Genomic DNA, 24,039 nt, shown 5'->3' with positions numbered 1-24,039 from the left:
AGCGGGAAAACGAGGCTAAAGCGGGCTCCATGGGGGGCACAAAACAGTCGTTGTCTGAGCGCAAAGAGGCCGTCAATCCGCAATTACGGGGTAAATGATGGATCAAAACCACGATGCTGGAATTATGCAAAGGTCTCCTTGGCAAGGGGGAGAAAGGGAACCGTGGTCAGGTGACCATGGGGAAGCGGGGGGATGGGATGGATCGTCCACCGGCGCGGCGCCATAACGCAAACTCAGGAACTTGCTGGCGGTGGCCGAGGCTCCCACGATGCCAAGGTAGATCAGCCATATGTCCGCCGTGGCGGAGCCTATGATGACGGTGTAAACAAAAGCTCCGGTTGACGAGGCGTAAGCAATGTTGGCCCAGAGTTTCGTATGGCTCATCTGTCCCGTGCCGGGGTCGGTGACAAGGTCTTTAATCGGCATTACAGGATCACAGTCATGCGGATGTCATCGGACTTCAGGCCGGCGCTGGACTCTATAGCGAAAACATAGTCGCCCCCCACCGTCACCGTGTAAATGACAGAGCCGATCCCGCCGACTGACGTCATGGTGTAATTGTCCTGGTCTGGCGCTCCGTTGACCAATAGCGTGTATGTGTACTCCGTTCCGGTGGTCAACGGCAGGGTGTCGGTCCACTCCAGCAATACTGTGACGCTAGTGGAGATATTGCCCGCCGCGCCGGTGACATATTCCTGGTTTTTCGTGGCGGACAGAGTGATTGACGCGGCGGCGTTCGTTCCCGTCCCGGTTCCCTGCGTGACCACGGAGGGATTGTTGGAATTCGTGTTCGTGGTGGCCGTGGTGGTGGTGGCTGTGGTGTTCGTGGAGCCGCCGCCGCCAACGTTGAGGTTGTTGCCGCAGGCTGTCAGGAAAAGCAAAATAACCATTGAGGCGCGGAGGCACGGAGGCAGGAATCCGCGGTCAGGCGGCAAAGGGGAAGCGGTATTATTTTTAGCGTCCATTTTTCGCCCCTTCCACTTTCGCGGTCTCGGCCAGCACGGACTCCAGCCCGCGGTCCGCCTTCACCCCGCGCACCTTTACGGTGTGGGTTATTTCGATCTCCGGCCTGTCTGAGCCGACGCGGAAAGAATCCGCCGTGGCGCCACAGGAAGCCATTAAAAGCGACGCCCCCGCCATGGCGAGGAGGGCGGGTTTCAAACCCGCCCCTACGGGGTGGTGAGAAGCCGGTTTTCGTTTCATGTCCATGTCTCCTTTTCAAATAGTTCTTTTTCAGCCTGCCGCCTGGCCACAAGGCCGGGCAGCTCCTTTTTCTCCCCGGTGGAGGGATCGGTGACTTTTGTCCATCTTAAAAACTGATGCGCCGCTCCCGCGGCGTCACCAGCGTTGAACAGCCTGAGCAACGTGGAATTGAACAGGTTGGCCGTCCCCACGTTGTACGCAAAGCAGACGAGCGCGGAAAGCTGGCGGTAATTCGCCCCGCCGATCATCGTCAAAACGAGGTTTTCGATGATACGGACATCGTTGCGCAAAAGCATGTCCGCATACCCCTCCGTTATCTGCGCGTCGAAATGTTCGCCGGGAAGGATCACGTGGCCGTAGCCGATTGTCGGTTTGCCGGCCGGGCATAGATAGCGTGATGCGCGGAATCCCTCGAAGCGCTTGATGAGGTTGAAGCCGGCTTCGTTCATTGTCATTTATCTCCGTACTTTAAAAAGGCGGTCGCGGCGGCGGTGGCAAGGCTTCCCAATCCCGTGGCTATCGCGGCGGATATTTTCCATCCCATATCGCTGTGGAGCCGGTCAATCGTGTCCACCTGGGATTCCAGCTTCATGTGGCGCCCCTCGTACATCTGGAGCTTCGCCAGGATCATGGCGTTGCGTTCGTTGATCTCGCCGACCTCGTCCTTGAGCGAGTCTATCTTGTCGTAGAGGCGTCTTATGTCGTCCGTGGTCATGCGCCTATACCGTAAAGCGCGAGCAAGTCAGCGGCGGACAAAGCCTCGGCGGGGTTGCGCGGGCGGATGATCGCCGCCACGGCATCGTAAATGTGATCCTCGATGGGGAGGTAATCGCACATGTCGCCAGGCGCGTCAAGGGTGATGACAGAGGCGGGATCGGACGGATATTTGTCCTCCCCCATGGAGAGGATGTTTCCTGTCAACGTGTCTATTCTCGCTCTCATATTTTAATTCTCCAACCGACGAGGTACATGTTGCATGAGCCTGTGGACACTTTGTAGTAATGCTTTTGCGCGGACGTAAGTGGAATCACAAAGGGAGCGGACAACATATACACGGGGCCGCCGCCGTAGGGGGCGCAATAACCGTTCACGCCATCAACGGAAAAATAAACATATGACCCTGCGGTGGATGTTCCGGCGATGATGCACGCTTCAAGCGCTATGACAGGGACATTAGGCGTCACCAAGGCGTAAGTGGTGGAACCTCCCGACGACAGATATAGTCCAGACGGGAAATCATGGGTTGTATAGACGCGGTCATGAATCTGCAATATGCGCCAGAAGTTGCTGGAAGCGTCGTTATATATCGCGCCCACGCATCGTTTATATGTATAGCCGGACGGCATGGTGGGCGCTGTGGATGAAGTGGAGAAAAGCCCGGCCACCGTTCCATCCGTTTTTCCGATGAGCCAGATGTAATACCAAGTGCTTGACGCCTCGCTTCCGGCGTCCCGGCCATTGGCCCCGGCGACGGTGATGTCGGCGGTCAGCGATATTGCGCGGAAACTTTTCCATTGCGTTCCGTCCCACAAGTCGGCGAAATCGGCGGAAATATCCATCTGATATGCAGGATTGGCGGCGTTCGACCTGATAACAAGACCGCCGAGTCCGCCGCCGGTGGCGGCCTGTGAAGAACCGCCGGAAGTTGAAGGCTCATACTGGGAATTGGCGGCCACGTATTTTAAGACCTGCCCGTCGGAAGGCGCCGTTGATGACACTGCGGCTCCCCGTATTTTGTCCGCGTTCCACTGGGCGGTGGCGTTTCCAACCTGCGCCGCCGAGACCGAGTGGGGATTTGAGGTGGAAGAAATGTGGCTTTGGATGTTGGCGTTGGCGGGCTCGTATGTTCCGGTGTGGTCATGGCCGGACGTGGCGAAGGCCGATGAATGCTGCCCGTCGAGCATATCGGCGTTGAGCCCCGTGACAAGCTGTCCCTGTGCGTTTGCGCCAAGTATAAACGGGGCCTTGGCGGACGTTGGTGAAAACCAGTGCTGGACGGTGATGGCGGCGGAGGCGGATTCGCCGACCAGTTTTGTGGTGGCGTCCGGGAATGTGTAGTCGCGCATGGCTGTAAGGCCTGTTGTCTGCAGACGGGCGCTGTTGGCGGTGTAATTGATTTCGAAGGAGGCGGCGTTTGTGCCTCCATCGGTGTTCTGCGAATGAAGGCGGGCGTCGTTCCCCTGGCATACGGTGTTCACTGTGGAGCCGTAGACTGGAGAAAGGATGACGTTGGACGCCGAGCCGGTATTTTGTATGCCGTTGGCGCCGGTGATGCTGATAGAAGAGCCGCCGGAGCCTCCCGGTTGGAAGAATATGGACGAAGCGGAAATCACATAACCGATTTTCGTGGCCGTCTGCGCGGTGGTGACGGCGCCGGAGGCGGAGAGATAAGCGAACTTGTGAGCCGTTCCAAAGCTCCATGAATTATTCTGGGCGCGCCCTTCAAGGGTGAGCCGCGTGGGATTGCCAGCGCTGGCGGTCTGGTTGACGACGCCCAGCGGGTCGCCGAAAGTGTACGTTCCGCTGGCGGCCAGATACGCTTTCTTCGCCCCGGCGCCGTCGTCCTTTATCACGGCAACGTTGCCCGCCGCGATGTCCTGGGCGGCGGTTATCTGGTAGATAAGCGACGGGGGGTCCAGCGCGTCGAGCGACTGGTTGTACCAAACGTCCCAGTTGTCCGTCGAGCCGGGGGAGATTTTGGGAAGGTTCAAGTTTGGGGTGTATCCCTGTATTGGCATGTTAATTCTCCATGATCTGGCCGGAGCCGAACGGCCCCGGACCGAAAGTTGAACGGCCAAAGCCGCTGGTGTATAGATTGAACCGCTGGGCCGTGACGGTTATGGTGGAAATCACCCCGTCCGCAAGTGAGCCCGGGTCTGTTTCCACGGACACGACGCGCATCCTGGTGAGGTCCAGATTGTCCAGCCCGGCGGTGACCCGCAGCACATCGTTGGGTTCGATGAACATGGCGGGGCCGAGGGGGAAAGTCATTTTATAAAAATCGTTGACCCCGGCGTTGGCGTTGAGGATGCCCAGCGCATAGCTTTCCGCGTCCGCGCGCAAGGTGGCGGAGGAAAGCCGCGCATTGTGCACCCGAAGGCCATAGGACGATATGGAAGCCTCGTCGCGCACGGTGACAGATTCCCTGGCGCCCTCCATGTTCGTGAAAGATACGGTGACTTCGTTGACCACGTTCTCCGGCGCCGAGCGCAGACGCGAGATAATCGGGCCGCCGTCAGCGCCGAGAAGCAGGGACGATTCGGCGATGTCCGCGAATCCGCCGGTGGGAGCGGGGGGATTGGCGTTGTCACGGTTGTCCATGGACAACACAAGGTCGAGCTTGCCTGTGGAGGAATTGCGGGAAATAGAATACCCGGCCTCTTTGGCCACTGATTTGGCGAAAGAGAACAGCGTCCGCTGGCTGTCCACCGTTATTTTCAGCTTCGGCAGGGACGGATCATCGTATCCCGCTCCGATTTCCGTTGAAGGCAAAAGCTGCTTTAATATCTGTCCGGCGGTGGAAGACGATGAGCCTATGATAGCGGTGACTTCCGGACGTTCGGCGGCGGAGGCGACCCCCTCATATTGAATCTCCAGTTCGCAGGAAAGCAGGACAACGCTGTTGAGCGACGCCGGCCAGGCCGAGCCGGAGAACCACAGTTGTAAACCGCCCGCCAATCCATTGTTGACGGCGGCGTTGGTTTGCACTATTTCCGTGACGTCGCGGGAAAGCTCGTAAATGTCCCATTTGCGCGCCACCGGGCTTGTCTGCGTATTCGGGTAACCGTTGTTGTTGGGCCATATCTCGGCGCTGGTCCCTTTGGTCTGCTTGGCAACGAACCATCCCAGAGAGGCGATTGAAGAGCCGTCCACAAGCTCGGAGGCGGCGAAGCTGTATGATGAGCCGAGAATGGAGGCGTGAAAAGTCCCGCTGGTCACTTCTGGGGCCGTATAGCGCATCACAAACCTGGCGGAAGCGATTCTGGCGCCGATGAAAGCGTATCGGGGCGAATTGACAAGCCCCAGTTGCGTTGAGGCGGGAGCTCCGCCGCCGGACGCCGGGACGGAAAAATCGCCCAGGATGCACGGGTTTGCGTCCACATTGTATCCATATGGCCAACTGGCGGTGAGCTGGGCGGCGTGAAGATAAGTGTCTCCGCTGTTGAAGCCCTGGTCACGCGCTGTCCACTTGAGGCTGATGACCGAAGGATTGCCCAGCTTGCCATGAACTGACGAGCCTTCAAGCTTTATCCAGCCGATCCCGAAGGCGTCGTCGCGGACGACCTGGCTGTCCTGAACTTTTGAGCCGTTCACGTAAACATCCATGATGTAACTACCGCTTCGGCCGGGGCGCAGGCCGTCCTTCGAATTCCCGGTGTCCGAATGGCCGTGATAGAACTGGAACGGCGCGCCGCAAGGAGGCTCCGAAATGGCGTATGGGCCGTGGCCGGAATCCTGGGAGCGCGGCCACAGGGCGGCGGAGGATGGGACGAACAAAGGCTCCGTTCCGTCCAATGGCGTGGGGATGTAACTTTTGGCGGAGCCGAATTTATATTTCCACGTGTCGCCGCTGAACAACTCCGGAGGGGAGGAGACGGTGAGCCGCCAGTCGCCGATATAAATGTCGCAAGGGGCGGGGAAAGGTGAAGCGGAGTTTATAGCGCCGCTTTTTGGATAAGTGATCAGGACATGATCGGCGCCCTTTGTGGAGTCGAAAAGGTCCGCCGGGCCGGCAACCTGGCCGCAACGGAACGGGGAGCTTAAAGCAATGCCTTTGCACTGAACGTTATGCCCGAAGACCGCCGGCTTGTATTGCCCCTCCAGTTCGGGCGGGAGCGATTCCCACTGGTTGCGGGTGTACACTCCGTTTAGCAGGTTGCCCAATGAAGTGTCGCCGCCGGAATATACGGAATGGGCCACGATGTCCAGCGGGCATTCGAGCGGTGAGATTCCGGAGGCGATCTCCGGCACGCCGGAAAGCACGGTTAGAAGATCGTTCTGGTCTTGTCCAGCGGGTTCCAATAGCTCCGCCCCGTCGAGCCAAAGGTATATAGTGGCGGTGGAGGAGATAAGCGAGTACTTTCTAAAATACCAGCTTATCCCATGAGTCCCCGCGCCAAGCAGGCCGGGCGTGTTGGCCAGTTTCACCGTCATGTCCGACACGCCGGTCTCCTGTATGGTGGGATCAAAATAGCAGTCCACCGTTCCCCAGGCTGTCACAAGTGGTTTCCACGGCTGGCCCCAGAGTGTTATGGGGCGGTCGGAAAGATATAGCGAGAGCGCGGAATCCGCCGATTTCAAGTCCAGCTTGAGTAGCCACACCGGCTTAAGCCTGTTGGAGGACATGGCGCTGATGACACGTTGCGAAGGGTATTTCATTTCAACCGCGCCTCATGCGTCCAGAACAAGTTCGATTGGGCCAAGATTCCAATATCCCGCGCCCGCCGGGGTGGAAACCGCGGCGCCGGAGACGAACCTGGCGGAATGTATCGAGCCGTCCGAATGGCGGTACTCAAAGGATGCTCCGTTGACGGAATATAAAAAGCCGGCGCCCGCCGGGCTGGCGAAGGCGTCACGTTCGGCGGTGGTGAACATGCGGTATGTGAGCGACACCCTTTTTTCCACCACCGGCGATGATTGCTTGATAAACACGCCGCCCGCCGTGCGCGCGTCCGCTTCGAACCTTTCGAAGGAAAGGCCGCCCGAATCGCGGACAGGCCATGCGGCGGGGGCGAATGTGGCCGTGGCGGACGCGAACGATGGATATGCCATGGCGGGGATCGTTTCGGCGCTCATACCTGTGGCTCCCCGGAGAAAATGTCCGTGCGGCCCGTGCGCAGGATGTAGCGCCGGACGTTGGCCATCACGGCAGAGCGCGATGACGTGGCGGACGCATAAACGCCGGACGGGCGGCGGGCCGGTTTGGGCTGATTAACATTGGCCTTGCCCGGAGCGGACTTGCTCCGGCTTGCGACGTTCTTTATAAAGCTCATGGTTCCTCCTATATTCAAAACGCGGCGTCGTCCCGGGCGGACAGGATGTATTCCGCGCAAAAAACTGTGACCGACCGGGTGGAAAGGACGGCGGACTCCCGCTCGATCAATAGCGGCGATATGGCCAGTCCCAGCGTGTTGTGGTTTAACAATGCGCGGCTTGCGTCCAGCAGCGTATAAGCGTCGCGACGGCGGGAAAGCTGGGAGCCAAGATTCGATGACGCGCAGAAAACGCCGAAGCGCATAGTGCGCGTGAAAGTGGGCGCCGACCGCGCGTCGAAATCCGATCCCAAAAACGCGGCCAGCGCGGCGGGGAACACTATGGTGAACTGGTCCTTCCCGGCGGCGGCATCCTCGAACTGGCCGTCGTATGACGCCAGGGTTCGGGCCGCGCCGCCTGATGAAACAGAAAGCGGGGCCAATGCCGCGAGTATCGCGTCCTCGATCTGCATTGTGGTGTAGTTCATGGCGGTCACATCCCGTTAAGCGAATCGCGGGAGAACCGCCGGGCCGAGCTTGTGAACATCAGCGCGGCGGAATCATCGTCGGAGGCTGGCGGTTCGGCGATGGCGCCTTCCAGCGAAGCTTCACCACGGGCGATGGCGCGCAGCCGGGTCATGGCGTCGTCGCAGGCCGCTTTCCACACGGGAGACTCGGCGGAACGGAACCTGTGCAGATTTCCGATGGCCAGCGCCGATGTTATGTCTATCACCGTGTGCGGAATGGGATTGAACGGGACGCGGTATGCTTTTCCAAGATAGCTGTCCACCAGCGCGGAAGCGTCGCGGATGGCCCTGTCCACCTTGGATGCGTCGGGGACGTTTAGCCCCGCCGTGTCTGTAAGCTCGGTGAGGGCGCGCTCGTCTATCTTCGTCTTCAGGTCGTCCATTGTGCAGTATGGCATTTGAGTTCCTTTCAGTTTGCAGGGGCACGGAGCGCCGTGCCCCTGCGGTACGGCTGGCGATAGGTCTGCGATCGCGGGTTTATCAGGCGCCGCCGGTGGAGCCGGCGATAAGGTGCGGCAGGCCGTAGCCCACTGCGCCTCGGTAATCAACGCCGTAGATGTACTCCTTGCGCATGAACACGTTCTCGTCGTCCGGGTTGTCCAGCGCCACGAACTGGGCCTCCTTGCGCATCTGCATGATGAAGGGCTTTATGGGCCGCTTCAGGTCGGCAAGGAACCAGTATGTGGGCGTGGCGGCAAGCTCCGGGGCCACGATCACGTCGGCGGAGTTGTTCCACACGTTGGAGACGCCGCCGGTGGTCAGGTCCGCCCGGACGATGTCGAGCGCTTCTTTTTCCAATTGCGGCGGCACGATGATGTGGGACGGGCGCACACGCATTGGGCGGCCCTCTTCGTTGACCAGGCTCATCATGTTCTGCCGCATGGTCTCATACGCCGCCGCCGAGAGAGCTTCGATGGATTTGTTCGACCAGGCCGGTCTGGATCCGTTGGGATGGTCCGTGTCGAAAAAGAACTGCCCGTCGAACGCCTTGGAGGCGAACCCTTGCGACAGCATGGAGAAAACAAGCTCGTCGGGATGCTGTTTCGCGTTCTCGCCGAGCTGGGAGAAGAGGGGGGCGTACACGCCGATGTTGTCGTCCTCGATGTCGTTGCGGCTGACGGCGACGGTGGCCTCGAAATCGCGGTTCTTTATCACAAACCCGTCCAGGGCCAGGTCTTTTACGGCGCGCTCGCCGAGCCATTCTTTCAGGCCTGGGAATGCGCCCAGCCAGCGGTATTCTTCCTGCCTGGTCTTGGAATCAACGCGCATGGCCATGTCGCCAGAATAGGTGAAGGCCGCTTCATAGGCGCGCTGGAACACGGTCTTGAAGCCCCGCATGGTGTCGGTGAGGACGGTCCTGTTAATCACCGGGCCGAGGATGAAGGGGACGAACGCCATGGAATCGGCGTGGGGCGCGTGGCCTGTGAGGGCCGCGATGGCGGCCAGTATGGGGAGAGCTACGATCAGAAGGGGAGTCATGTTTTGAAGTCCTTTCGGGATATGGTTGATGGTTGTGATAGGGTTTAGCCGCGTGTGGCGCCCTGTATGTCCACGAACACCGACGTGGCGGAGGATATGTCAACGATCCTGCCGGCCCGCACGTGGCGAAGCTGGATTGAGTCGCTCTGGTCGGTCACGGGTAGTGACCCGGCTGTAACCGTCGCAAGGATCTGCGAGCCGTCTGTGGCGGTGAGGGTGAACTGGCCGCCAGCGCCAGCGTTGACGGCGGAGCCGCCGCCATAGCCCAGCGTAGTGCCGGTGGCGGTGAAGGCCAATGCTCGCGATCCGCCGCGGCTTGTGGCGATGCGCTTTAACGAAACGCCGGTGATGTTCACCGGCTGTGCGGCGATACCGCGTCCCACGTTGTTGTCGTCCACCACATAAGCGTCGGTGTTCAGGTCCGCCTGGGTCATCCCGGAGGAGTTGAAATCGAACACGCCGCTTCTGTGCCCTTCAACAATCACGTCGCCGTTGATCCCGGCGGAATTGTCCGCCTGCACGTCCGATTTGCCCGCGAAGGTGTGGGTGGCGTCGTCGGCGGCGGGGATGGCGTAGCCGCTCTGGTTGATCGCCACCAGCGCCCCGGAATATACCACTGTGGCGGCGGCGGCGGGATGGGAGAACAGCGCCCCGTCCCTTCTGGTTGTCTTTCTGTCTGAAGTCAGGTTTGCCATGTCTTGTCCTTTCGTTAAGTGTTGTGTCATCCTTCGGCAGGCTCGGGATGACGGTTGTTGCCGGTGTTACGATCCGTACTTCGCGAAATCAGACTCGCTCAAGTTAAGGAGCCGCATCACGTTGGACTCGCTTTCGGTGAGCTTTCCGGCGGCCGGTTTGCCGCACGGGGTGATGATGCCCCCCAGCGGGATGGCCGGGGAGCTGTTCAGAAGGAACACACGCAGAGATTCGGGATTGTTGCGGCCAAGGTTATTGGCCCAGCCGGCCAACGCCGGGGAAAGCTTTCCGGCGGCGATGGCGTCGTTTACCAACTGGCCCGTGGACGATTCTTTCGTCTCGGCGCAGGCGGTGGCCAGCTCTTCGATTTTTGCGGCTATCTGCTCGTCGGTGGCCTCCGGCGCAAGGCCGAGCAGGGCCACTTTGCCGCCAAGGATCCCGGCGATGGAGCCGGGGCGCTTTATCAGCGCTTCCACGGCGGACAAAACGTCCGCTTCCGCCGCGCCGGGCGCAAGCCCGAGGGAGCTTTTGAGCGATTCGATGAGAGTCTTTGGCATTTGGTTCTCCTGTATAGAAAGTTGGTTTATAAGCGGCGGCATGGAGTTGATGTTCGGATTGTTGGTAAGGCCCAAGTTCACAAGGCCTGTGATCATCCCTCCATCCGATTCAAAGACAGGCGAGAGGAACCTGTATTCTTTCGCATTGATGGATTTCATTGCGTCGCCGGTCCATTCGATCACCGCCTCGATCCCATCTTCTGTCAGGCGCGCTGTTGCGCTCTTCACCCAACCGGCGGCGGGGGCGCGGCCGCATTGCTTGAAAGATTCGTGGAGGTAGTCCACCACGATGTCGCGGCCCCAGGAGCTCATCCGGTTTAAGATTCGCTTGGCGGCGGGGCGGTCTATCACCTGGTCACCCTTGGCGTGCGGGAACACGCCGAAGGGGACGATCAAAAGGGGCCGGGAATTGACGGGGTTCATGGGATGTTCCTTTCTGTTTTCTGCTTCTCCGTGGTCAGGCGGCAACGGGGAAGCAATTATTCCGCGCGACCACGGGGAAGCGGGGGGATAAGATATATGACCGTGGTCAGGCGACCACGGGGAAGCAATTATTCCGCACGACCACGGGGAAGCATTATCTCTGAGTCTCTGTGATTCTGCGGTGTAAATCATCATTCCTATTTCCCTGTTCCATGCGCCATTGTCAGCGGCTCTTCCGGGTCGCCTAAAAGGCGCACGCCGGCGGCTTCGGCGGCGATGCGGGCGGGGACTTTTGCGCCCATCTCCACGAGCTTTCTAATCTGGTTCAGCTTTTCGTCCACGTCCCCCGGCTGGGCAAGGCGGGTGATTATTTTGGGATACGACTTTTGCGGCCCGAAGTTAAAGTCCACCAATGGCCGCACAAGATCATGGCTCAATGTTTCGTCGAGCGCCTTGCAGTCATAGGCCACGATGTCGTTGCGGACGCGGTCGTGCACCTGGCCCAACGCGTATGACCCGCCGGAGCCGGCGCCCGGTTCGGTTGTAAGGGTCTGGCCGAGGACACGCTTGGACTTTAACCGGTTGAAAAACTCCACCGCGTCGGAGAACAGCGACTGGGAGCCGGTGAGGTTTGACTGTATGAACTCGATAGTGGTGTCGCCGGAGATCACCGCCGCCGCGTCGGATCCCAGGTTGGCCACGGCGTCCTTGAGCACGGCGCGGGCCTGGTCCGTGGCGGTGGAGTTGTATTTGCCCAGCCGCATGGGGACGCCGTACAGGTCTATGAACGAAAGCCAGTCCTTCACGGTGAAGTTCGTGAACAGGTAATACCAGGCGATGCCGCGATACAGGCCGGACTTTAGGAATTCTGATGAGACTGCGTGGTTTTTGTGGAAAATGAATTTTTCGCGCGGCAATTTCACACCCACCGGATTTTTCGGGGAAAGATAGCGCGGGAAATCGAGAAGACGGGCCGGGTCTTCATAATCAATAAAGGTGAAAAGCTTTTGCGGCCGTGGTGCGATCTCTTTTATGGACACGGCGCCGTCCTTTAAATCCCAGATTATCTCCGCCATGGCAAAGCCGTGGGAGACGGCGGACATGAGCGACGCCATGAGCGCCTGGCGGGAGGGGATTGCGTCGAAAACGTCGCGCACGAAGGCGGCGATTTTATCGTCGGCGCTTTTGTCCGAGGCGGGGATCACGTCCCTGTCGCGTGAGATGGCGGAGAGGATGCGGGTCTGCATGACTGCGCCAAGGTGCAGGTCTCGCTCTTCCATCTCGTCGAAAAGGGCCATGGCCTCGGCGGCGTCGCCCGCGTCCAGATTGTTGAGTATGGCGGCGAGCCGGCCCGGCGTCAGGTCGCGCGGGGAGCGGGAGGACCAGTAGGTGAAGGGCCTTGTGGGGATGATCTCGCCACTTCGGGGTCTTAAAATGGTCATGAGCAAGTCTCCATGAGATGGTTAAGATGAGACAGCCGGCGGGGACGAATATTCAACAAAGAGAAAGGATAATTGACCACAGAGACACAGAGGCACAGAGATGATTGAGCAGGAGAACCGTGGTCAGGCGACCACGGGGAAGCATTATCTCTGTGCGGCAACGGGGAAGCATTATCTCTGTGCGGCCACGGGGAAGGATCCATTCCATCCTGCCTCTGTGTCTCTGTGTCTCTGTGGCGAACAATGTTTTTCATGTCAAAATCCCTTCATCACGCGGCGGCGGGAAACGGAGTGATACTCGGTTTGAGCGGGGGCGGCGGCTTCCCTGGCCGCTTCCAGGGCAAGCATCAACGCCCATGCCATGTCCGCGTGATGCTTCACTCCAGCGGCGGCGTGATATAGACGGTTTCCCGATTCGCCGACGGTCTCGCGCACGGAGGCAAGCTCGCCGATGATGTTGCGCTCGGCGGGGATCACTATCTTCTTTTCAGACAGGGCGCCGAACATTCCGGCCACCATCATCCCTTTTGATTTGGACGTGAAGGTGACCCCTTTGGCGATTGCCGGGAAAGCGCGCTCCATCCGCTCGCCCATGTCCATCCCGGCGCCTGTCGCGTCCATCCGGAACGCCGCGCATTGGCGGATGGCGGCTTCCACCGCTTCCCGCTGGGAGGAAAAAGGGGTGTCCACCATGGAGACCGTCATGCGGGTCTCGAATTTCCCGCCGTTAAGGTCGAGGACGGCCATGGCGGACTGGTCCTTTTTCCTTCCCAGGTCGAAGCCGATGAAAAGGGCGCCTTTGCGTTTTTGCCGGAGCCATTCCCAGTCCATCTGCGAAGGGACCTTTGCGACTTTGCGGAACACAAGCGGCGCGGCGCCTTCCGCCGAATATTCAGCCTCGGCGCAGGACATTATCAAGTCCATGGGGAACGCCGCGTCCTCCATCTCGGTGAATTCCAGCTCGGACTCGCGCTGGAAGGCCCGCTGCGTCATGGAACCGTGGATCACCTTCAAACTATCCGAGCCGAACTTTTTGACCCGGGCGGATGTGGACATGGCGGGGGCGTCCATCGCGGCGCGTGGCACGTCCACGCACAGCGCCGCGCAAAGCCACCATGGCACGTCGTACCTGGCGAAGTTGTCCGCGCCGCTCCGGCATATGTCATAGAACACGCCGTGCTTGCCCATGGGGGTGGACTCTATGGCCAGCCAGTCGTCCATCCCGCGCGCGGTGACGTGGAGGGCGCCTTCATATATCTGGCGTGAGTTCTGGCAATGGGGCAATTCCGAAATCCCCACGTCGCCGCCGCGCCCGCGAGGGGCCTTTGCCGCCAGCGAGCGCAGGAAAGACTTTTTCCCGTTTACACCGGTGAACGAAATCTCGTCCTTGGAGCGGGCGGTCCTTTTCAGCCGGAAGCGGCGGGGGAGGGAGTCGTGCATCTCGTCCACGTAATCAATCTTGCCGCGCGCCTCTTCCCGGTTCATGCTGACGAAAAATCCGGAGTAGCCCGGCTTTAGCTGGGAGCGGATGAACATTTTCATCGCCATTATCCACGAGCCGCCCACCCGCCTGCTTTTAAGCACACAGGCAAGCTTCGCGCCGTTGCGCAGAAAACTTTTCTGCCACGGGTCCAGCGCCACGGCAGATCCGCCGGACTTGAGCAAAGTCTCGGCGAAATGGGCCGGGTCAGCCAGAAAGTCCGCAAGCCGGGTCGTGTCCATCATCGTTCTCCATGTTCATGTCAAAACCGATCATCGCGGCGCGGGAGCCGATCAACTCGATCTCGTTTAGTTCGCCGTCCGCCTCGGCGACGAATTTCTCGCCGAACTCCTCCTTCGCCCACTCCATCAGCGGATCGTGGAGCGATTTGACCTGTCCGCCGAGGCTCTCGATTTTCTCCACGATGCGCACCAGCATCCTGGCCGCCAATTTCCTGGTCTTTGCGGCGGTGGCGGGGGAGCTTTCATCCACCTTTTTCGTTGCGATCCGGACGCGGCGGTAATGGATGTCGAACTTTAAAAGCTGCTCCATGGAAATCCTGCCCAGGGACTTTTCGTCCTCGGCGCAGCGCCGCAGAAGGTCGCGGTATATGGCAAGCTCCAGCAGGGCGGCGATGTCGTCCACGTCGGACCCGGCTTTCGCGCGGTCCAAAAAATCGCGGATGATGCGGGCGCCTTCTTTCTTGAAATGGCGCTTTAACTGCGCGGCGGCCTCCATCTTTTCTATTTCGTCGGCCACGTCCTCTTCCCTGGCCGGGCCGAGGGCCAGCGCCTCGCGCAATATCTCCGCTTTCGGCGAACCGGCGGCGAAGGCGCGTTCCACCGCATCTTTCTGCTCATCGGAAAGCGATGGGGAAACCACGTCATTCATCGTTGGTCACTCCCGCGTCGGACAGCACGCCGTCGGCCAGGTCCATCCCACGGGCGGTTATCCGCGCAAGGTAGATGACGCCGTTTGAGGCGGGATGGGTCTTCATCTCCAGATATTCTTTGCCGGCCAGGTACCAGATGTGATAACGCACATCGTCGAGAAGCAGCCGCTCCATCCCCTGATCGAGCAGGTCGATATGTATCTCATCGTCGCCGTTGAACGATTCGGGGTATTGGCGGCAATAGGCCACAACGCCGGAGCGTACCGCCTTTTTGGCCATCAGCGCGGCGGGGTCTGGCCTTGTGGGGATGATCCCCTGGTCGTTGAGGGCGCCGTCCACGATGTCTATGCCCAGCGGAGTTATCTGGAATGTGGCGGGGCGCCGGCCTGTGCGGTGCACGGAGAGATAACCTTTTTTCCCCAGATACGAAAGGCAGTCCTTCACGTCCTTTTGGACGAGGCCTGGGAAGCGAGGCTTTAAGGAGGCGGCCAGGGAAGCGTCCTTCTGGGGGAACATGTACAGCCCCGCGAGTAGCTCCAGTGCGCTTTTCCTGACGCTTTTCACGGCGCCGCTGTCGTCAATTGTGGGCATTTGGTCCTTAGCTCCGTATAAAGGTTGCGGGGTGTGGTGATGAGGCGCCGCCGCCGGGCAGGCTCCCGAACGGGGGCTGGGTCAAGCGTAAAAAGGGCGGTAAGACCGGCGGGAGCCCGAAAGGGCGGGATCCGGGAGGGAGGGGATTTCCCGGACAGTCAACGTCCGGGAGCCAGTCCGGCGGCGGCGCCATCATCATCACAAATACCTCCATCAAACGTTTCACTAGCCGGGCCGGAGGTTCCGGCCATGCTTCCGGTGAGCGGCGAGCACACGCGGAATGTAACCCGGAAAAAACAAGAGGTAAATGCGAACAGAAAGAAAAGTAGCATAAGTCGCACTAGAGCGTTCTGGGCGTTCTGAAAGAGTAGGAGGGTGGGGGGCATGAAACCCGCGTCAATACAGGGTAATATGAGACGGGGAAGGCTTGTTTGGTGAAATTCAGGAGAGTAAAGGAAATATAACCACAGAGACACAGAGGCACAGAGGGGATGGAGAAGGAAATGAATATTACAGGAGAAGGAAGGGTAAGAAAAATAATTTCATTATGCCATACCGGAAGCCGATTCGGGCGCCCGGGAGCAATGATTTAATACATGGCATTATTTCATCGGGGTGTTCTTCACCCCGATGTCCCAAAGTCAAGAGTTTAGCACTCTTATAAACATAGAGTCCGGGGTGAAGAACACCCCGGACAGCGTTCGTTTCGCGTGTTTTCCCTTTTGGGCAACAGTCCGAGGCGACCACGGGGAAGCAATAAAATAATAGTCCGGGGATGAAGAACGCACCGGACAGCGGTCAATGTTTCCCCTCCTTTTTTAAGGAGGGGTGGCGGCGTCCAGCCGCCGGGGTGGTAAACGAGCCGGGAAAGCATCGCGCAAAGATTACCCCCTCCTGCCTGCGGCGTACTCCCCCTTGTAAAGGGGGAGAAACAGGAACTGCCGGATGGATTCCAGCGCTACGAATTGCTTTTCTTATACGCCGCAATCGCGGCCTTGATCACAGCGACGATCTCATCGCCGGACTCGATGGAAGTGTCCTCCCGGTCTTTGCCTGCGTCAACTCCGGCGGCGGGCGCAGGCCGCACGTCTTCCGGCGAATGCGCGCTCTTGATTAATGTCCGCATCGTATTTATCAGTGAGCCGCGGCTGGAGCGGGCACGGGAGCGGGGGCAGCGCCTGCCTTCGCGGCGGCTTCCGCCTTTTTCTGTTCGGTCTTGCGGCTGTCGAGCAGGATGATGTTGATCCGGTTATTGGAAACGTTCGCGGGATTGGACTTGTCCATCAGCAGCCTGTCGCCATAGCTTATGATCTTTTCGATGCTGAACGGGTTGACCCCGTAACCTTCCAGCTCTTTGCGAACTGCCATGGCCCGGGCGGCGGACATCTCCCACGCGCTTTCGCCCCCCTTGGCGATCTGCTGGGAGTCGGTATGCCCCTCGATGGCGATTCTTGTGACCGCTCCTTTGATGTTCTCGGCCACTGGTTTCAAAAGTTTCTTCGCCGTGTCCGTAAGCTGCGCGCTGCCCGGGGCGAACAGGCGGCTTTTCTCCGTGTCGGTAATTTCGATGCGTATGCCTTCGTCCATGGACTCCACCTTGATCTGGTCCGCCAAATCCATAAGCTGGGAGATGATGGACTTGACCAGTTCCGACGCGGGAGGGGCGCCGCCGGCCATCTGGTCGGATATTTTCTCCTGGTCAATGGAGACGGACGAGATGATGTCCTCCGGCTTTTCAGTGAGGTTGCGCGAGCCGGACTCCATATACGGCAGGCCCCCCTTCACGTTGGAGAGGCTGACGTTGTTGAAGTATTGGGAGAGGAGTATCTTTTTCTCCTTTGACGTCATGGTCATAAGCCACATGAGCAGGAAAAAGGCCATCATGGCCGTCACGAAGTCGGCATAGGCAACTTTCCACGATCCGCCGTGGCCGCCGCCGTGCCCTTTTTTGGTGACCTTTATGATCTCCGGCTCGGCGATTTTTTCTTTTTCCTTTGCCATACCAATCCTGTTCTTAATAATGAGAACAACGATGATAACATAACGGAGGCCCGGCGAGGAGAGCATTAGACGCGGATCGGATCAGGGGCGGATGACACCAAAGAGGGCGGATTGAAGGGAAAAGGGGATTCGAATGAAACTGTTTGCGATGGCGCTGGCGCTGGTGGCGCTGACGGCTTCGGCCGGGCATGGGGCGGAATCGGCCGTTGCCAAAGGAACGCGGCTTTACAACGAGGGGAAGTATGAGCAGGCGCTAAAGGCTTTCCACGTTTCCCGGATGCGGGACCTGACGCGGGAGGCGTATTTCGCATGGGGGATGTCCGCTTATAAACTTGGGAAATTCGAGTCCGCCGCGTTGAAGTTCCTGGAGGCGGCGCGGATGTATCCGCTGGACGGCGATTTGAAGGCGCTGCTTGGCGAATGTTACCTGAAGGCGGGAAAGCCGGCAAAGGCTCTTGTGCGCCTGCGCGAAACGGACAAATTGCCGGTGAAGGACAGGGCTGCGGCGCTGCTTATGTGGGGCGCGGCGGCCAACATGACCGGCTACGGGGAGGAGGCGCTGGAGAAATACATGCAGGCGCGCAAGATTGCGCCTTCGATGACGTTTGAGACGAGCCTTGGTATCGGCACGGCGCTGCTGATTCTCAAGCGGTATGACGAGGCGGAAAGGGAGCTGGCCGAGGCTGTCCGGCTGCGGCCCGGCGATGCGGAGGCCGTGGGGAACCTGGGCGAGGTGAATATAAAGCTCGGCAAGCACGCGGATGCGGAAAAAATATTGTTAAACGCGGCCAGGCTCGATCCGGGCGCGGGGATACATCACTATAACCTGGCCTGTGTTTACGCGCTGACGGGAAGGACGCAGGAGGCGTGCGGCGCGCTTTCGAAGGCGGCCAAGATGGGCTTTTCCGCGATACAGTATGCGGGGGCGGATCCGGACCTTCAATCGCTAAAGGACGAGGAATGCTTCCGGAATATTTCCGGAAGAGGTGAGCAAGCCGGCAAGAGAGACGCGAAGCCTGTGAAAAAGAAATCAGAAGGAAGAAGGACAGGTGCGCCGGAGGCTCCAGAGCCGGAGCTTTAGCCTGTGCGCTTTAAAGAATCCGTGGTCGGCGACCACGGGGAAGCAAAAAAAGCGGCTGATGTAAACGAAGAGTCCGGGGTGAAGAACCCCCCGGACAGCTAAAAAAGAAATCAGAGGGAAGGAGAACCGGTGCGCCGGAGGCTCCAGAGCCGGAGCTTTAGCCTGTGCGCTTTAAAGAATCCGTGGTCGGCGACCACGGGGAAGCAAATAAAGACAGCTAAGGGCCGATTCGCCGGAAGCTCCAGAGCCGGAGCTTCAGTAAAGTATCTCTTCTATTTTCCTTGACGTGTTGTAAACCGTCGGCGGCGCGCCATATTCGCCAATGACGCCGGTCTCCAGCGATGGGCCTTTTGCGGCGGTGAATATTTTCGCCGGGCCTTCTCCCGATGTGATCCCTTGCTCCACCATCTCAAAATAGGCGTGGGCGCGCCCGATGGTCTTTTGTTCAAGGGTGTCCAGCGAGTCTTCGCACGGTTCGCCGGTCCGCGGATTTTTGTATGCTACGGCGGCCGCCAGCGGTTTTCGCGCGGGGCCGGAAAGGGATGGGTAGAAAAGCGGCATGTGCTCCCGCGTGTCAATTCCAAGCGTTCCCGCCGCCTTGAGGGCTGTTCTTGCAAGGCCGCTGCTGAACGAGCTTTGGAAAACCCGGTGGGACGCGAACGCAAACCCCGCCTCTTTTCCTTTTCCCTCCGCGTTGAAAACGTATGCCGCCGCCAGCCTGTAAAAATCCCGCGTGTCCATCCCGGTGTTATGCAGCGAACGGGACAACGACGCGCCATTGGCCAGCGGGCGGGACATGTACCAAAGGTCTATGAGCGTTTCGATCCACCTGTGGCGCGCACGGGCCATCCTGCGCTCATCTTTTTGCGCGGCGTGGTAATCCCCGGCGAAATGGCAGACCAGCGGATGGAACACGGTGTCCGAGGCGATATGGGTCAACGCGCCAAGGGCAAACGCAAGCGAGCCGCCGGATGGATTTTGGCCGATATGCCCGAACAGCTCCGCGACCGGCTCGAAAGTGTTCTCCCCCTTTGTTCCGTGGAGCCTGTCGGCCGCCCATTCATAGAATTCACTTTGGGAGCCGAAGGTGACATAGTACGCCGTGTCCGGGACGACGGCGCCGATGTAATAAAGATGGATGTTGTCTTTGATAGCGGAGGCGAGCCGCTGGTTTTGAAGCGAATCGGCGGCCGCCTGCGCCATGGCCCAGTGGGTGATTTCTTTAGGCATAATGTCCGCGCTCCATGTTGTTCCAAATCCGTTTCTCCCCCTGCCAGAGGGGGAGTGGCTCCGAAGGAGCCGAGGGGGTGGGAGAGCTCATTGTAATTCGTTGCCGGGCGATCACGCGAAAGCATTACCACCCCGGCGGCTTAAGCCGCCACCCCTCCTTGTAAAGGAGGGGAAAAAGAATGCCAGCAAGCCGCCGCGTCAAGCCTCGGCGGGGCCTGCCTCGTATTGCCGCCGGATTCGCATGAATATTTCCTGCGAATTTAGGAATGTGTCCACGATTTCCGGATCGAAATGGGAGCCGCGCCCTTCGGTGATTATCCTGGTGGCCTCCTCGTGGCTCATGGCCGCCTTATATACCCGCTTGTGGGTGAGGGCGTCGTAAACGTCCGCCAGCGCCATGATCCTCGCCGACAGGGGGATGTCCTCCCCCTTGAGCCCCTTGGGGTATCCGCTGCCGTTCCATTTTTCGTGATGGTAATAAGCGATGTCGCACCCCATTGAAAGGAAGTTGTTCTCCGAAATGTTCCAGCGGATGGCGGAGGCCAAAGCGTCCCCGCCGATGCTGGAATGTTTTTTCATTATCGTAAACTCGTCATCTGTGAGCTTGCCGGGCTTGAGCAGCACGTTGTCGGGTATGCCCACCTTGCCGATGTCGTGCAGGGGGCTGCACTGGTATATCATCCTGCAGAACTCGTCGTCTATCGCCTCCGGGCATTTGCCGGTGCGCAGCAATTCCCTGGAAAGATCGAGGGTGTAGTTGCGGATCCGCTCAAGGTGCGCCCCGGTCTCCGGGTCCCGGTATTCGGCCAGTTTTGCCAGGCCGAAGATCACCGCGTCCCTTGTGATGAGTATTTCGATGGAGCGCTCCTCGACCATCTGTTCGAGGTTGTCGTTCATGTCGGCGAGCTTTTTGTTCTTCTCCGAAAGCTCGTCCTGCAGAGTCTTTGTACGCAGAAGAGATCGCACACGGGCGAGCAGTTCGATCCGTTCCGCCGGTTTTATGAGGTAATCGTCCGCCCCCATGTCCAGCCCCCGGGCCAGGTCTTCCGTCCGGGAATGGCCGGCGGTGAGCAGCAAAATGGGTATGTGGCGGGTCCTGGGACTTTCCTTCACAAGCTTTGTGACGGTAAGCCCGTCCACGTCGGGCATCATCACGTCCAGGATTATAAGGTCTATTTCCGAAGAGCCGGCGTTGATCATGTCCAGCCCTTCCTGGCCGCCAAGGGCCTTCAGCACCCTGTAGCCGTTGTTGACCATTATGTTTTCCAGCAGGAAGATATTGTCCTCGTTATCGTCCACAACCAGGATGGTCCTCGTAAGCACGGCGGGCTGTCCGGTTTCGGTCATTTTTTGTATCATTTGCTGTATCTGCATAATACTTTATTTCAATTGTTGATTATCCATCATATCGTTTTGTTATTCAATTATTTTGGATTATAAAATAAGCGGAGCGAAACTTTAATGTATTGAACCTGCCTGAGGCGGACACTGGAAAGCAATTGAAATTCCCGGACAAGCGAAAAGTCTGGCAGCTAATAGGCGGAATGCCCTTCCTGCGCGACGTAACGATCAACCTTGATAGACTTCGCCCGTTTTTTAGCCTGCGCCAGGTCATATGCCATCTGCAGGGCAAGCCATCCTTCCGCCGTGCCGCCAAACGCCTTGCCAAGCCGGATCGCCATTTCAGGGGAAATCCCGGACTTTCCATTGACGATATTGTTCAAAGCCTGGCGGCTCACGCCAAGGACTTTTGCGGCCTTGGTGACAGTGAGGCCCAAAGGCTCCAGACAGTCAAAACGCACGGACTTGCCGGGTTGGGGCGGTTCTTTCATTGCCATGGCGTCGTCTCCTTTGCGGTCAATGGTAATCAACAAGGTCAACGTCGAACACATGGTTCCCTTCAAAGCGGAAAACTATCCGCCAGTTGCCGGTCACCCATATAGACCAAAAGCCTTTATGCCCCCCCTTCAACGGGTGCGATTTAAAGCCCGGCAGGTTCATCACCTCCGGGGAGGTGGCGATATCAAGCCGCGCCAGTATCCGCTCGATCTTCGGCGCCATAGTCAATAATCGCCACGCGTCATACCAAGACCCGCCGCCCCTTGTTGTCCACCCGCCTGGTCAGTCCCGCGCCGTCGAAATATTCCAGCAGGTCTATGGCGGTCTTGCGGCCGCATCCCAGGATGTCGCGGTAACGGGCGGTCTCCACGAATCCTTCCCTGGCGACTTCCTCCAAAAGCTTCGCCTTGGCGGACTGGAGAGTTTCACGATGTATCACGTATTCGGGGGCGACGGTGACAAGCTCCCCATCCTGTATCAGCGCGCGGACTATCTTCACAGCCTCGGCGCGGGGAATTTTGGAGACGGTGGGAACGTCGGCGGCCTTTGGCGGATTGAGCCCACCGTCCCGGAACGTGCGCACGATGGCGGTGCGGGCTTTTTCGTCCGCTCCGGAAAACACCGCCCGGCGGCCGGGGATGCGTATCAACGCGCCGTTTATCTCCAGCAGCCCCCCTTCCGCCCCCTTTCGTATCCAGTGCCCGGCGAGCGCGGGATCAATAAAGGCATGCGCCATCGCGGCAAGCTTCGTTTCGTCCATCCCGCTCACCGCCGGGTTGTCCGCGTGGAATTTTGCGACGGCGGCGGCAAGCTTTTCCATTGCGGCTTTGGCCTCTGCGGCAAGGAAAACGTATGGCTCCCCCTTCCATTCGAAAATCCCGGCGCCGCCGATTTTTGCGATGGCCGCATCCAGCCTTTGGCGCGGCATGTTGAAAATCGCCATCAACTCATTGGCAGGGTATCCGCATGGGGCGCGGCGGACCATCGCGGCAAGCGCAGCGTCCACTCCTTTTTCAAGCGCGGCTAGTAACTCCCGGACCGCGCCGACACTGCTTCCCGCCGCGGTCAACGCCCCGCCGGGGAGCAGCGCCATCCCGCCGCCCAGGGTCTGGTTGGCCGATGAGGAGCGTATCACAAACCTGTCGCCATGGAGGAGGTTCACCGGATGGCCGAACCTGATTTTCGCAAATCCGCGTCCGCCAAGTTTGAGTATTTTGACAGGATCGAGCGCCACCTCGCACAAGGTCTCCGCTGTGTGCAGATGAAGAAGATAAGATTTGCCGTGGACGATGTTGGCCGGGGAGAGGGGGTGGCATAATATCGAGCCGAAAAACGAAGTGTGGCCAGCGGCGATGGAGGGGTGGCAGGCCACCATGCCACGGTGTACTTCTTCTTTTTGCGGCCCGGTGATGTTCAAAGCGGCGCGCGCCCCGGCGGCGGCCACCTCCGCCTGCCGGCCATACGATTGTATTTTGCGGATCCGCGCCTCCATCCCGCCGGGGGATATCACCACGCGGTCCTCCTCTTTCGCCGATCCGCTGAATACCGAGCCTGTGATCACAAGGCCGTGCCCTTTCATGGTAAAGGCCCGGTCTATGGGCATGCGGAAAAACGATTCCGTGTCCCGCCGGGACGGGATGGAGGCGAGGCGGAACAATTCAGATTTCACCTCGTCCATTCCCGCTCCGGTGATCGGGGAGCATGGGATAATATTTGCGCCCGCGAGTGACGATTTTGCGATCAGGGCGGCCACATCGTCCACGGCCATTTTCAGCGTCTCCGCGTCCACCATATCCGCCTTTGTCACCGCCACCATGCCGCGTGTGACTCCGATGATCTCCAAGATGGCCAGATGCTCGACGGTCTGGGGCATCACGGCGTCGTCTGCGGCCACAACTAAAAGCGCCACGTCTATCCCCGCCGCCCCCGCCAGCATGTTGTGGACGAACTTGCGATGCCCCGGCACGTCCACTATTCCGGCCACGCCGCCGTCGGGCAGCGGGAGCGATGCGAAGCCGATATCTATGGTGATGCCGCGCTTTTTTTCTTCCTTCAGCCTGTCGCAATCAACGCCGGTGAGCGCCTTTATCAGCGTGGTCTTGCCGTGGTCTATATGCCCGGCGGATCCGATGATGCGGTGAAACTGTTTCATAGGATGGATTTTACTTTAGCGGGGGGAATTATGGAACGAAGAGAATTGCGGCGAAGAGGAGCGGGACGATGGCGCTGCATGGACGCCGGGATGAAGAGAACCAGGATTGAGAGCAAGAGTTGTCACCACAGAGACACAGAGGCACAGAGGGAGGAATTGCCTTTCAATTTCCGCTGTCCGGGGTGTTTAAGCGCGAAGCGCGTCACCCCCCAGACTCTTTAGCATAGATTAGGATGCCGGGGTGAAGAATGCCCTGGCGAGCGGGAACTATTTGTAAATTAAGAAAATACAGGAACATTGTCTCGTGTAATGCGCATTGTGCATATTGTGCATATTCTCTGTTAGCAACAAATAGAAATGTCCGGTTTAGTAGCACATGAATTGTCCGCTTTGTCCATCCGGTGATTTCCGATTAATCCCGGCGGGGCCGCAAGCGGCGGACAGTTACGCCGCGGCCTTCCTTTTCTTTTTGATTTC

The 24,039-nt window shown here is 59.1% G+C and carries 27 protein-coding genes; 1 reads left to right on the top strand and 26 read right to left on the bottom strand.

All coding sequences use genetic code 11. The annotated features are described in order from the left end of the window. Positions 1-102 precede the first annotated feature (102 nt). From HZB29_13950 to HZB29_13850, 21 genes are all read right to left on the bottom strand, one after another. Positions 103-426, bottom strand: a complete 324-nt coding sequence (locus HZB29_13950) for a hypothetical protein (GenBank protein MBI5816701.1) — start codon at positions 424-426, stop codon at positions 103-105. Continuing rightward, positions 426-890 (bottom strand): hypothetical protein, encoded by a 465-nt coding sequence (locus HZB29_13945; protein MBI5816700.1) that lies wholly within the window; start codon positions 888-890, stop codon positions 426-428. Before HZB29_13945 ends, HZB29_13950 begins: the two co-directional genes overlap by 1 nt. A 64-nt stretch (positions 891-954) precedes the next feature. Then, positions 955-1,161: a hypothetical protein gene (locus HZB29_13940; GenBank protein ID MBI5816699.1), complete on the bottom strand. Its 207-nt coding sequence runs from the start codon at positions 1,159-1,161 to the stop codon at positions 955-957. Between the two features lie 38 nt (positions 1,162-1,199). Then, positions 1,200-1,658 carry a lysozyme gene (locus HZB29_13935; protein MBI5816698.1) on the bottom strand — a complete coding sequence of 153 codons (459 nt, stop codon included), beginning with the start codon at positions 1,656-1,658 and terminating at the stop codon, positions 1,200-1,202. Further along, positions 1,655-1,918 (bottom strand): hypothetical protein, encoded by a 264-nt coding sequence (locus HZB29_13930; GenBank protein MBI5816697.1) that lies wholly within the window; start codon positions 1,916-1,918, stop codon positions 1,655-1,657. The genes HZB29_13935 and HZB29_13930 overlap by 4 nt, the downstream gene beginning before the upstream one ends. Beyond that, entirely contained in the window at positions 1,915-2,145 is a 231-nt protein-coding gene (locus tag HZB29_13925) for a hypothetical protein (GenBank protein ID MBI5816696.1), read from the bottom strand. Before HZB29_13925 ends, HZB29_13930 begins: the two co-directional genes overlap by 4 nt. Beyond that, positions 2,142-3,941: a hypothetical protein gene (locus HZB29_13920; protein MBI5816695.1), complete on the bottom strand. Its 1,800-nt coding sequence runs from the start codon at positions 3,939-3,941 to the stop codon at positions 2,142-2,144. The genes HZB29_13925 and HZB29_13920 overlap by 4 nt, the downstream gene beginning before the upstream one ends. Position 3,942: 1 nt before the next feature. Then, a complete protein-coding gene (locus HZB29_13915) occupies positions 3,943-6,582 on the bottom strand; it encodes a hypothetical protein (protein ID MBI5816694.1) in 2,640 nt (879 codons plus the stop codon). A 12-nt stretch (positions 6,583-6,594) separates the two neighbouring features. Then, a complete protein-coding gene (locus tag HZB29_13910) occupies positions 6,595-6,999 on the bottom strand; it encodes a hypothetical protein (protein MBI5816693.1) in 405 nt (134 codons plus the stop codon). Then, complete coding sequence (locus HZB29_13905) at positions 6,996-7,196, bottom strand: hypothetical protein (protein ID MBI5816692.1); 201 nt, start codon at positions 7,194-7,196, stop codon at positions 6,996-6,998. The genes HZB29_13910 and HZB29_13905 overlap by 4 nt, the downstream gene beginning before the upstream one ends. Positions 7,197-7,210: 14 nt before the next feature. Then, complete coding sequence (locus HZB29_13900; GenBank protein MBI5816691.1) at positions 7,211-7,663, bottom strand: DUF1834 family protein; 453 nt, start codon at positions 7,661-7,663, stop codon at positions 7,211-7,213. Positions 7,664-7,668: 5 nt separating this feature from the next. Beyond that, positions 7,669-8,100 (bottom strand): DUF1320 domain-containing protein, encoded by a 432-nt coding sequence (locus tag HZB29_13895; GenBank protein MBI5816690.1) that lies wholly within the window; start codon positions 8,098-8,100, stop codon positions 7,669-7,671. An 82-nt stretch (positions 8,101-8,182) separates the two neighbouring features. Next, positions 8,183-9,181, bottom strand: coding sequence for a Mu-like prophage major head subunit gpT family protein (locus HZB29_13890; protein MBI5816689.1), 999 nt, complete (start codon positions 9,179-9,181; stop codon positions 8,183-8,185). A 44-nt stretch (positions 9,182-9,225) separates the two neighbouring features. Next, positions 9,226-9,876 (bottom strand): hypothetical protein, encoded by a 651-nt coding sequence (locus HZB29_13885; protein MBI5816688.1) that lies wholly within the window; start codon positions 9,874-9,876, stop codon positions 9,226-9,228. A gap of 66 nt (positions 9,877-9,942) precedes the next feature. After that, on the bottom strand, positions 9,943-10,854 hold the full coding sequence (locus HZB29_13880; protein MBI5816687.1) for a hypothetical protein: 912 nt from the start codon (positions 10,852-10,854) through the stop codon (positions 9,943-9,945). A gap of 197 nt (positions 10,855-11,051) precedes the next feature. Further along, complete coding sequence (locus HZB29_13875) at positions 11,052-12,296, bottom strand: DUF935 family protein (protein ID MBI5816686.1); 1,245 nt, start codon at positions 12,294-12,296, stop codon at positions 11,052-11,054. A gap of 255 nt (positions 12,297-12,551) precedes the next feature. Next, the gene (locus HZB29_13870) at positions 12,552-14,021 is read right to left on the bottom strand and encodes a hypothetical protein (GenBank protein MBI5816685.1); all 1,470 of its coding nucleotides are present in this window, start codon (positions 14,019-14,021) and stop codon (positions 12,552-12,554) included. Continuing rightward, complete coding sequence (locus tag HZB29_13865; protein ID MBI5816684.1) at positions 13,984-14,667, bottom strand: hypothetical protein; 684 nt, start codon at positions 14,665-14,667, stop codon at positions 13,984-13,986. Before HZB29_13865 ends, HZB29_13870 begins: the two co-directional genes overlap by 38 nt. After that, positions 14,660-15,259, bottom strand: a complete 600-nt coding sequence (locus HZB29_13860) for a hypothetical protein (GenBank protein MBI5816683.1) — start codon at positions 15,257-15,259, stop codon at positions 14,660-14,662. The genes HZB29_13865 and HZB29_13860 overlap by 8 nt, the downstream gene beginning before the upstream one ends. Positions 15,260-16,217: 958 nt before the next feature. After that, a complete protein-coding gene (locus tag HZB29_13855; protein MBI5816682.1) occupies positions 16,218-16,385 on the bottom strand; it encodes a hypothetical protein in 168 nt (55 codons plus the stop codon). An 8-nt stretch (positions 16,386-16,393) separates the two neighbouring features. Then, the gene (locus tag HZB29_13850; protein MBI5816681.1) at positions 16,394-17,260 is read right to left on the bottom strand and encodes an OmpA family protein; all 867 of its coding nucleotides are present in this window, start codon (positions 17,258-17,260) and stop codon (positions 16,394-16,396) included. A 133-nt stretch (positions 17,261-17,393) separates the two neighbouring features. Here HZB29_13850 and HZB29_13845 point away from each other — a divergent pair, with 133 nt between their 5' ends. Continuing rightward, entirely contained in the window at positions 17,394-18,341 is a 948-nt protein-coding gene (locus HZB29_13845; protein MBI5816680.1) for a tetratricopeptide repeat protein, read from the top strand. Between the two features lie 255 nt (positions 18,342-18,596). Here the strand turns inward: HZB29_13845 and HZB29_13840 are convergent, their stop codons facing one another. The 5 genes from HZB29_13840 to selB form a co-directional block, all read right to left on the bottom strand. Then, positions 18,597-19,571, bottom strand: coding sequence for a zinc dependent phospholipase C family protein (locus HZB29_13840; protein ID MBI5816679.1), 975 nt, complete (start codon positions 19,569-19,571; stop codon positions 18,597-18,599). 198 nt (positions 19,572-19,769) lie between these two features. Then, a complete protein-coding gene (locus tag HZB29_13835; protein ID MBI5816678.1) occupies positions 19,770-20,918 on the bottom strand; it encodes a response regulator in 1,149 nt (382 codons plus the stop codon). A 185-nt stretch (positions 20,919-21,103) separates the two neighbouring features. After that, positions 21,104-21,409, bottom strand: coding sequence for a HigA family addiction module antidote protein (locus tag HZB29_13830; protein ID MBI5816677.1), 306 nt, complete (start codon positions 21,407-21,409; stop codon positions 21,104-21,106). A 19-nt stretch (positions 21,410-21,428) separates the two neighbouring features. Beyond that, on the bottom strand, positions 21,429-21,632 hold the full coding sequence (locus tag HZB29_13825) for a type II toxin-antitoxin system RelE/ParE family toxin (protein ID MBI5816676.1): 204 nt from the start codon (positions 21,630-21,632) through the stop codon (positions 21,429-21,431). 19 nt (positions 21,633-21,651) lie between these two features. After that, positions 21,652-23,562, bottom strand: a complete 1,911-nt coding sequence (gene selB, locus HZB29_13820) for a selenocysteine-specific translation elongation factor (GenBank protein ID MBI5816675.1) — start codon at positions 23,560-23,562, stop codon at positions 21,652-21,654. Between the last annotated feature and the right edge of the window lie 477 nt (positions 23,563-24,039).

The sequence above is a fragment of the Nitrospinota bacterium genome, assembly GCA_016235255.1.
Lineage (GTDB): Bacteria > Nitrospinota_A > UBA7883 > UBA7883 > JACRLM01 > JACRLM01.
Note: the sequence above shows the minus strand (reverse complement) of the source record. Positions and strands in the feature narration are given on the sequence as shown.

What these genes read in the sequence shown, in the direction of transcription:
- HZB29_13950 (MBI5816701.1), bottom strand. Translation starts at nt 426, where the DNA reads ATGCCGATTAAAGACCTTGTCACCGACCCCGGCACGGGACAGATGAGC.
- HZB29_13945 (MBI5816700.1), bottom strand. Translation starts at nt 890, where the DNA reads ATGGTTATTTTGCTTTTCCTGACAGCCTGCGGCAACAACCTCAACGTT.
- HZB29_13935 (MBI5816698.1), bottom strand. Translation starts at nt 1,658, where the DNA reads ATGACAATGAACGAAGCCGGCTTCAACCTCATCAAGCGCTTCGAGGGA.
- HZB29_13930 (MBI5816697.1), bottom strand. Translation starts at nt 1,918, where the DNA reads ATGACCACGGACGACATAAGACGCCTCTACGACAAGATAGACTCGCTC.
- HZB29_13925 (MBI5816696.1), bottom strand. Translation starts at nt 2,145, where the DNA reads ATGAGAGCGAGAATAGACACGTTGACAGGAAACATCCTCTCCATGGGG.
- HZB29_13920 (MBI5816695.1), bottom strand. Translation starts at nt 3,941, where the DNA reads ATGCCAATACAGGGATACACCCCAAACTTGAACCTTCCCAAAATCTCC.
- HZB29_13915 (MBI5816694.1), bottom strand. Translation starts at nt 6,582, where the DNA reads ATGAAATACCCTTCGCAACGTGTCATCAGCGCCATGTCCTCCAACAGG.
- HZB29_13910 (MBI5816693.1), bottom strand. Translation starts at nt 6,999, where the DNA reads ATGAGCGCCGAAACGATCCCCGCCATGGCATATCCATCGTTCGCGTCC.
- HZB29_13905 (MBI5816692.1), bottom strand. Translation starts at nt 7,196, where the DNA reads ATGAGCTTTATAAAGAACGTCGCAAGCCGGAGCAAGTCCGCTCCGGGC.
- HZB29_13900 (MBI5816691.1), bottom strand. Translation starts at nt 7,663, where the DNA reads ATGAACTACACCACAATGCAGATCGAGGACGCGATACTCGCGGCATTG.
- HZB29_13895 (MBI5816690.1), bottom strand. Translation starts at nt 8,100, where the DNA reads ATGCCATACTGCACAATGGACGACCTGAAGACGAAGATAGACGAGCGC.
- HZB29_13890 (MBI5816689.1), bottom strand. Translation starts at nt 9,181, where the DNA reads ATGACTCCCCTTCTGATCGTAGCTCTCCCCATACTGGCCGCCATCGCG.
- HZB29_13885 (MBI5816688.1), bottom strand. Translation starts at nt 9,876, where the DNA reads ATGGCAAACCTGACTTCAGACAGAAAGACAACCAGAAGGGACGGGGCG.
- HZB29_13880 (MBI5816687.1), bottom strand. Translation starts at nt 10,854, where the DNA reads ATGAACCCCGTCAATTCCCGGCCCCTTTTGATCGTCCCCTTCGGCGTG.
- HZB29_13875 (MBI5816686.1), bottom strand. Translation starts at nt 12,296, where the DNA reads ATGACCATTTTAAGACCCCGAAGTGGCGAGATCATCCCCACAAGGCCC.
- HZB29_13870 (MBI5816685.1), bottom strand. Translation starts at nt 14,021, where the DNA reads ATGATGGACACGACCCGGCTTGCGGACTTTCTGGCTGACCCGGCCCAT.
- HZB29_13865 (MBI5816684.1), bottom strand. Translation starts at nt 14,667, where the DNA reads ATGAATGACGTGGTTTCCCCATCGCTTTCCGATGAGCAGAAAGATGCG.
- HZB29_13860 (MBI5816683.1), bottom strand. Translation starts at nt 15,259, where the DNA reads ATGCCCACAATTGACGACAGCGGCGCCGTGAAAAGCGTCAGGAAAAGC.
- HZB29_13855 (MBI5816682.1), bottom strand. Translation starts at nt 16,385, where the DNA reads ATGCGGACATTAATCAAGAGCGCGCATTCGCCGGAAGACGTGCGGCCT.
- HZB29_13850 (MBI5816681.1), bottom strand. Translation starts at nt 17,260, where the DNA reads ATGGCAAAGGAAAAAGAAAAAATCGCCGAGCCGGAGATCATAAAGGTC.
- HZB29_13845 (MBI5816680.1), top strand. Translation starts at nt 17,394, where the DNA reads ATGAAACTGTTTGCGATGGCGCTGGCGCTGGTGGCGCTGACGGCTTCG.
- HZB29_13840 (MBI5816679.1), bottom strand. Translation starts at nt 19,571, where the DNA reads ATGCCTAAAGAAATCACCCACTGGGCCATGGCGCAGGCGGCCGCCGAT.
- HZB29_13835 (MBI5816678.1), bottom strand. Translation starts at nt 20,918, where the DNA reads ATGACCGAAACCGGACAGCCCGCCGTGCTTACGAGGACCATCCTGGTT.
- HZB29_13830 (MBI5816677.1), bottom strand. Translation starts at nt 21,409, where the DNA reads ATGGCAATGAAAGAACCGCCCCAACCCGGCAAGTCCGTGCGTTTTGAC.
- HZB29_13825 (MBI5816676.1), bottom strand. Translation starts at nt 21,632, where the DNA reads ATGGCGCCGAAGATCGAGCGGATACTGGCGCGGCTTGATATCGCCACC.
- selB (MBI5816675.1), bottom strand. Translation starts at nt 23,562, where the DNA reads ATGAAACAGTTTCACCGCATCATCGGATCCGCCGGGCATATAGACCAC.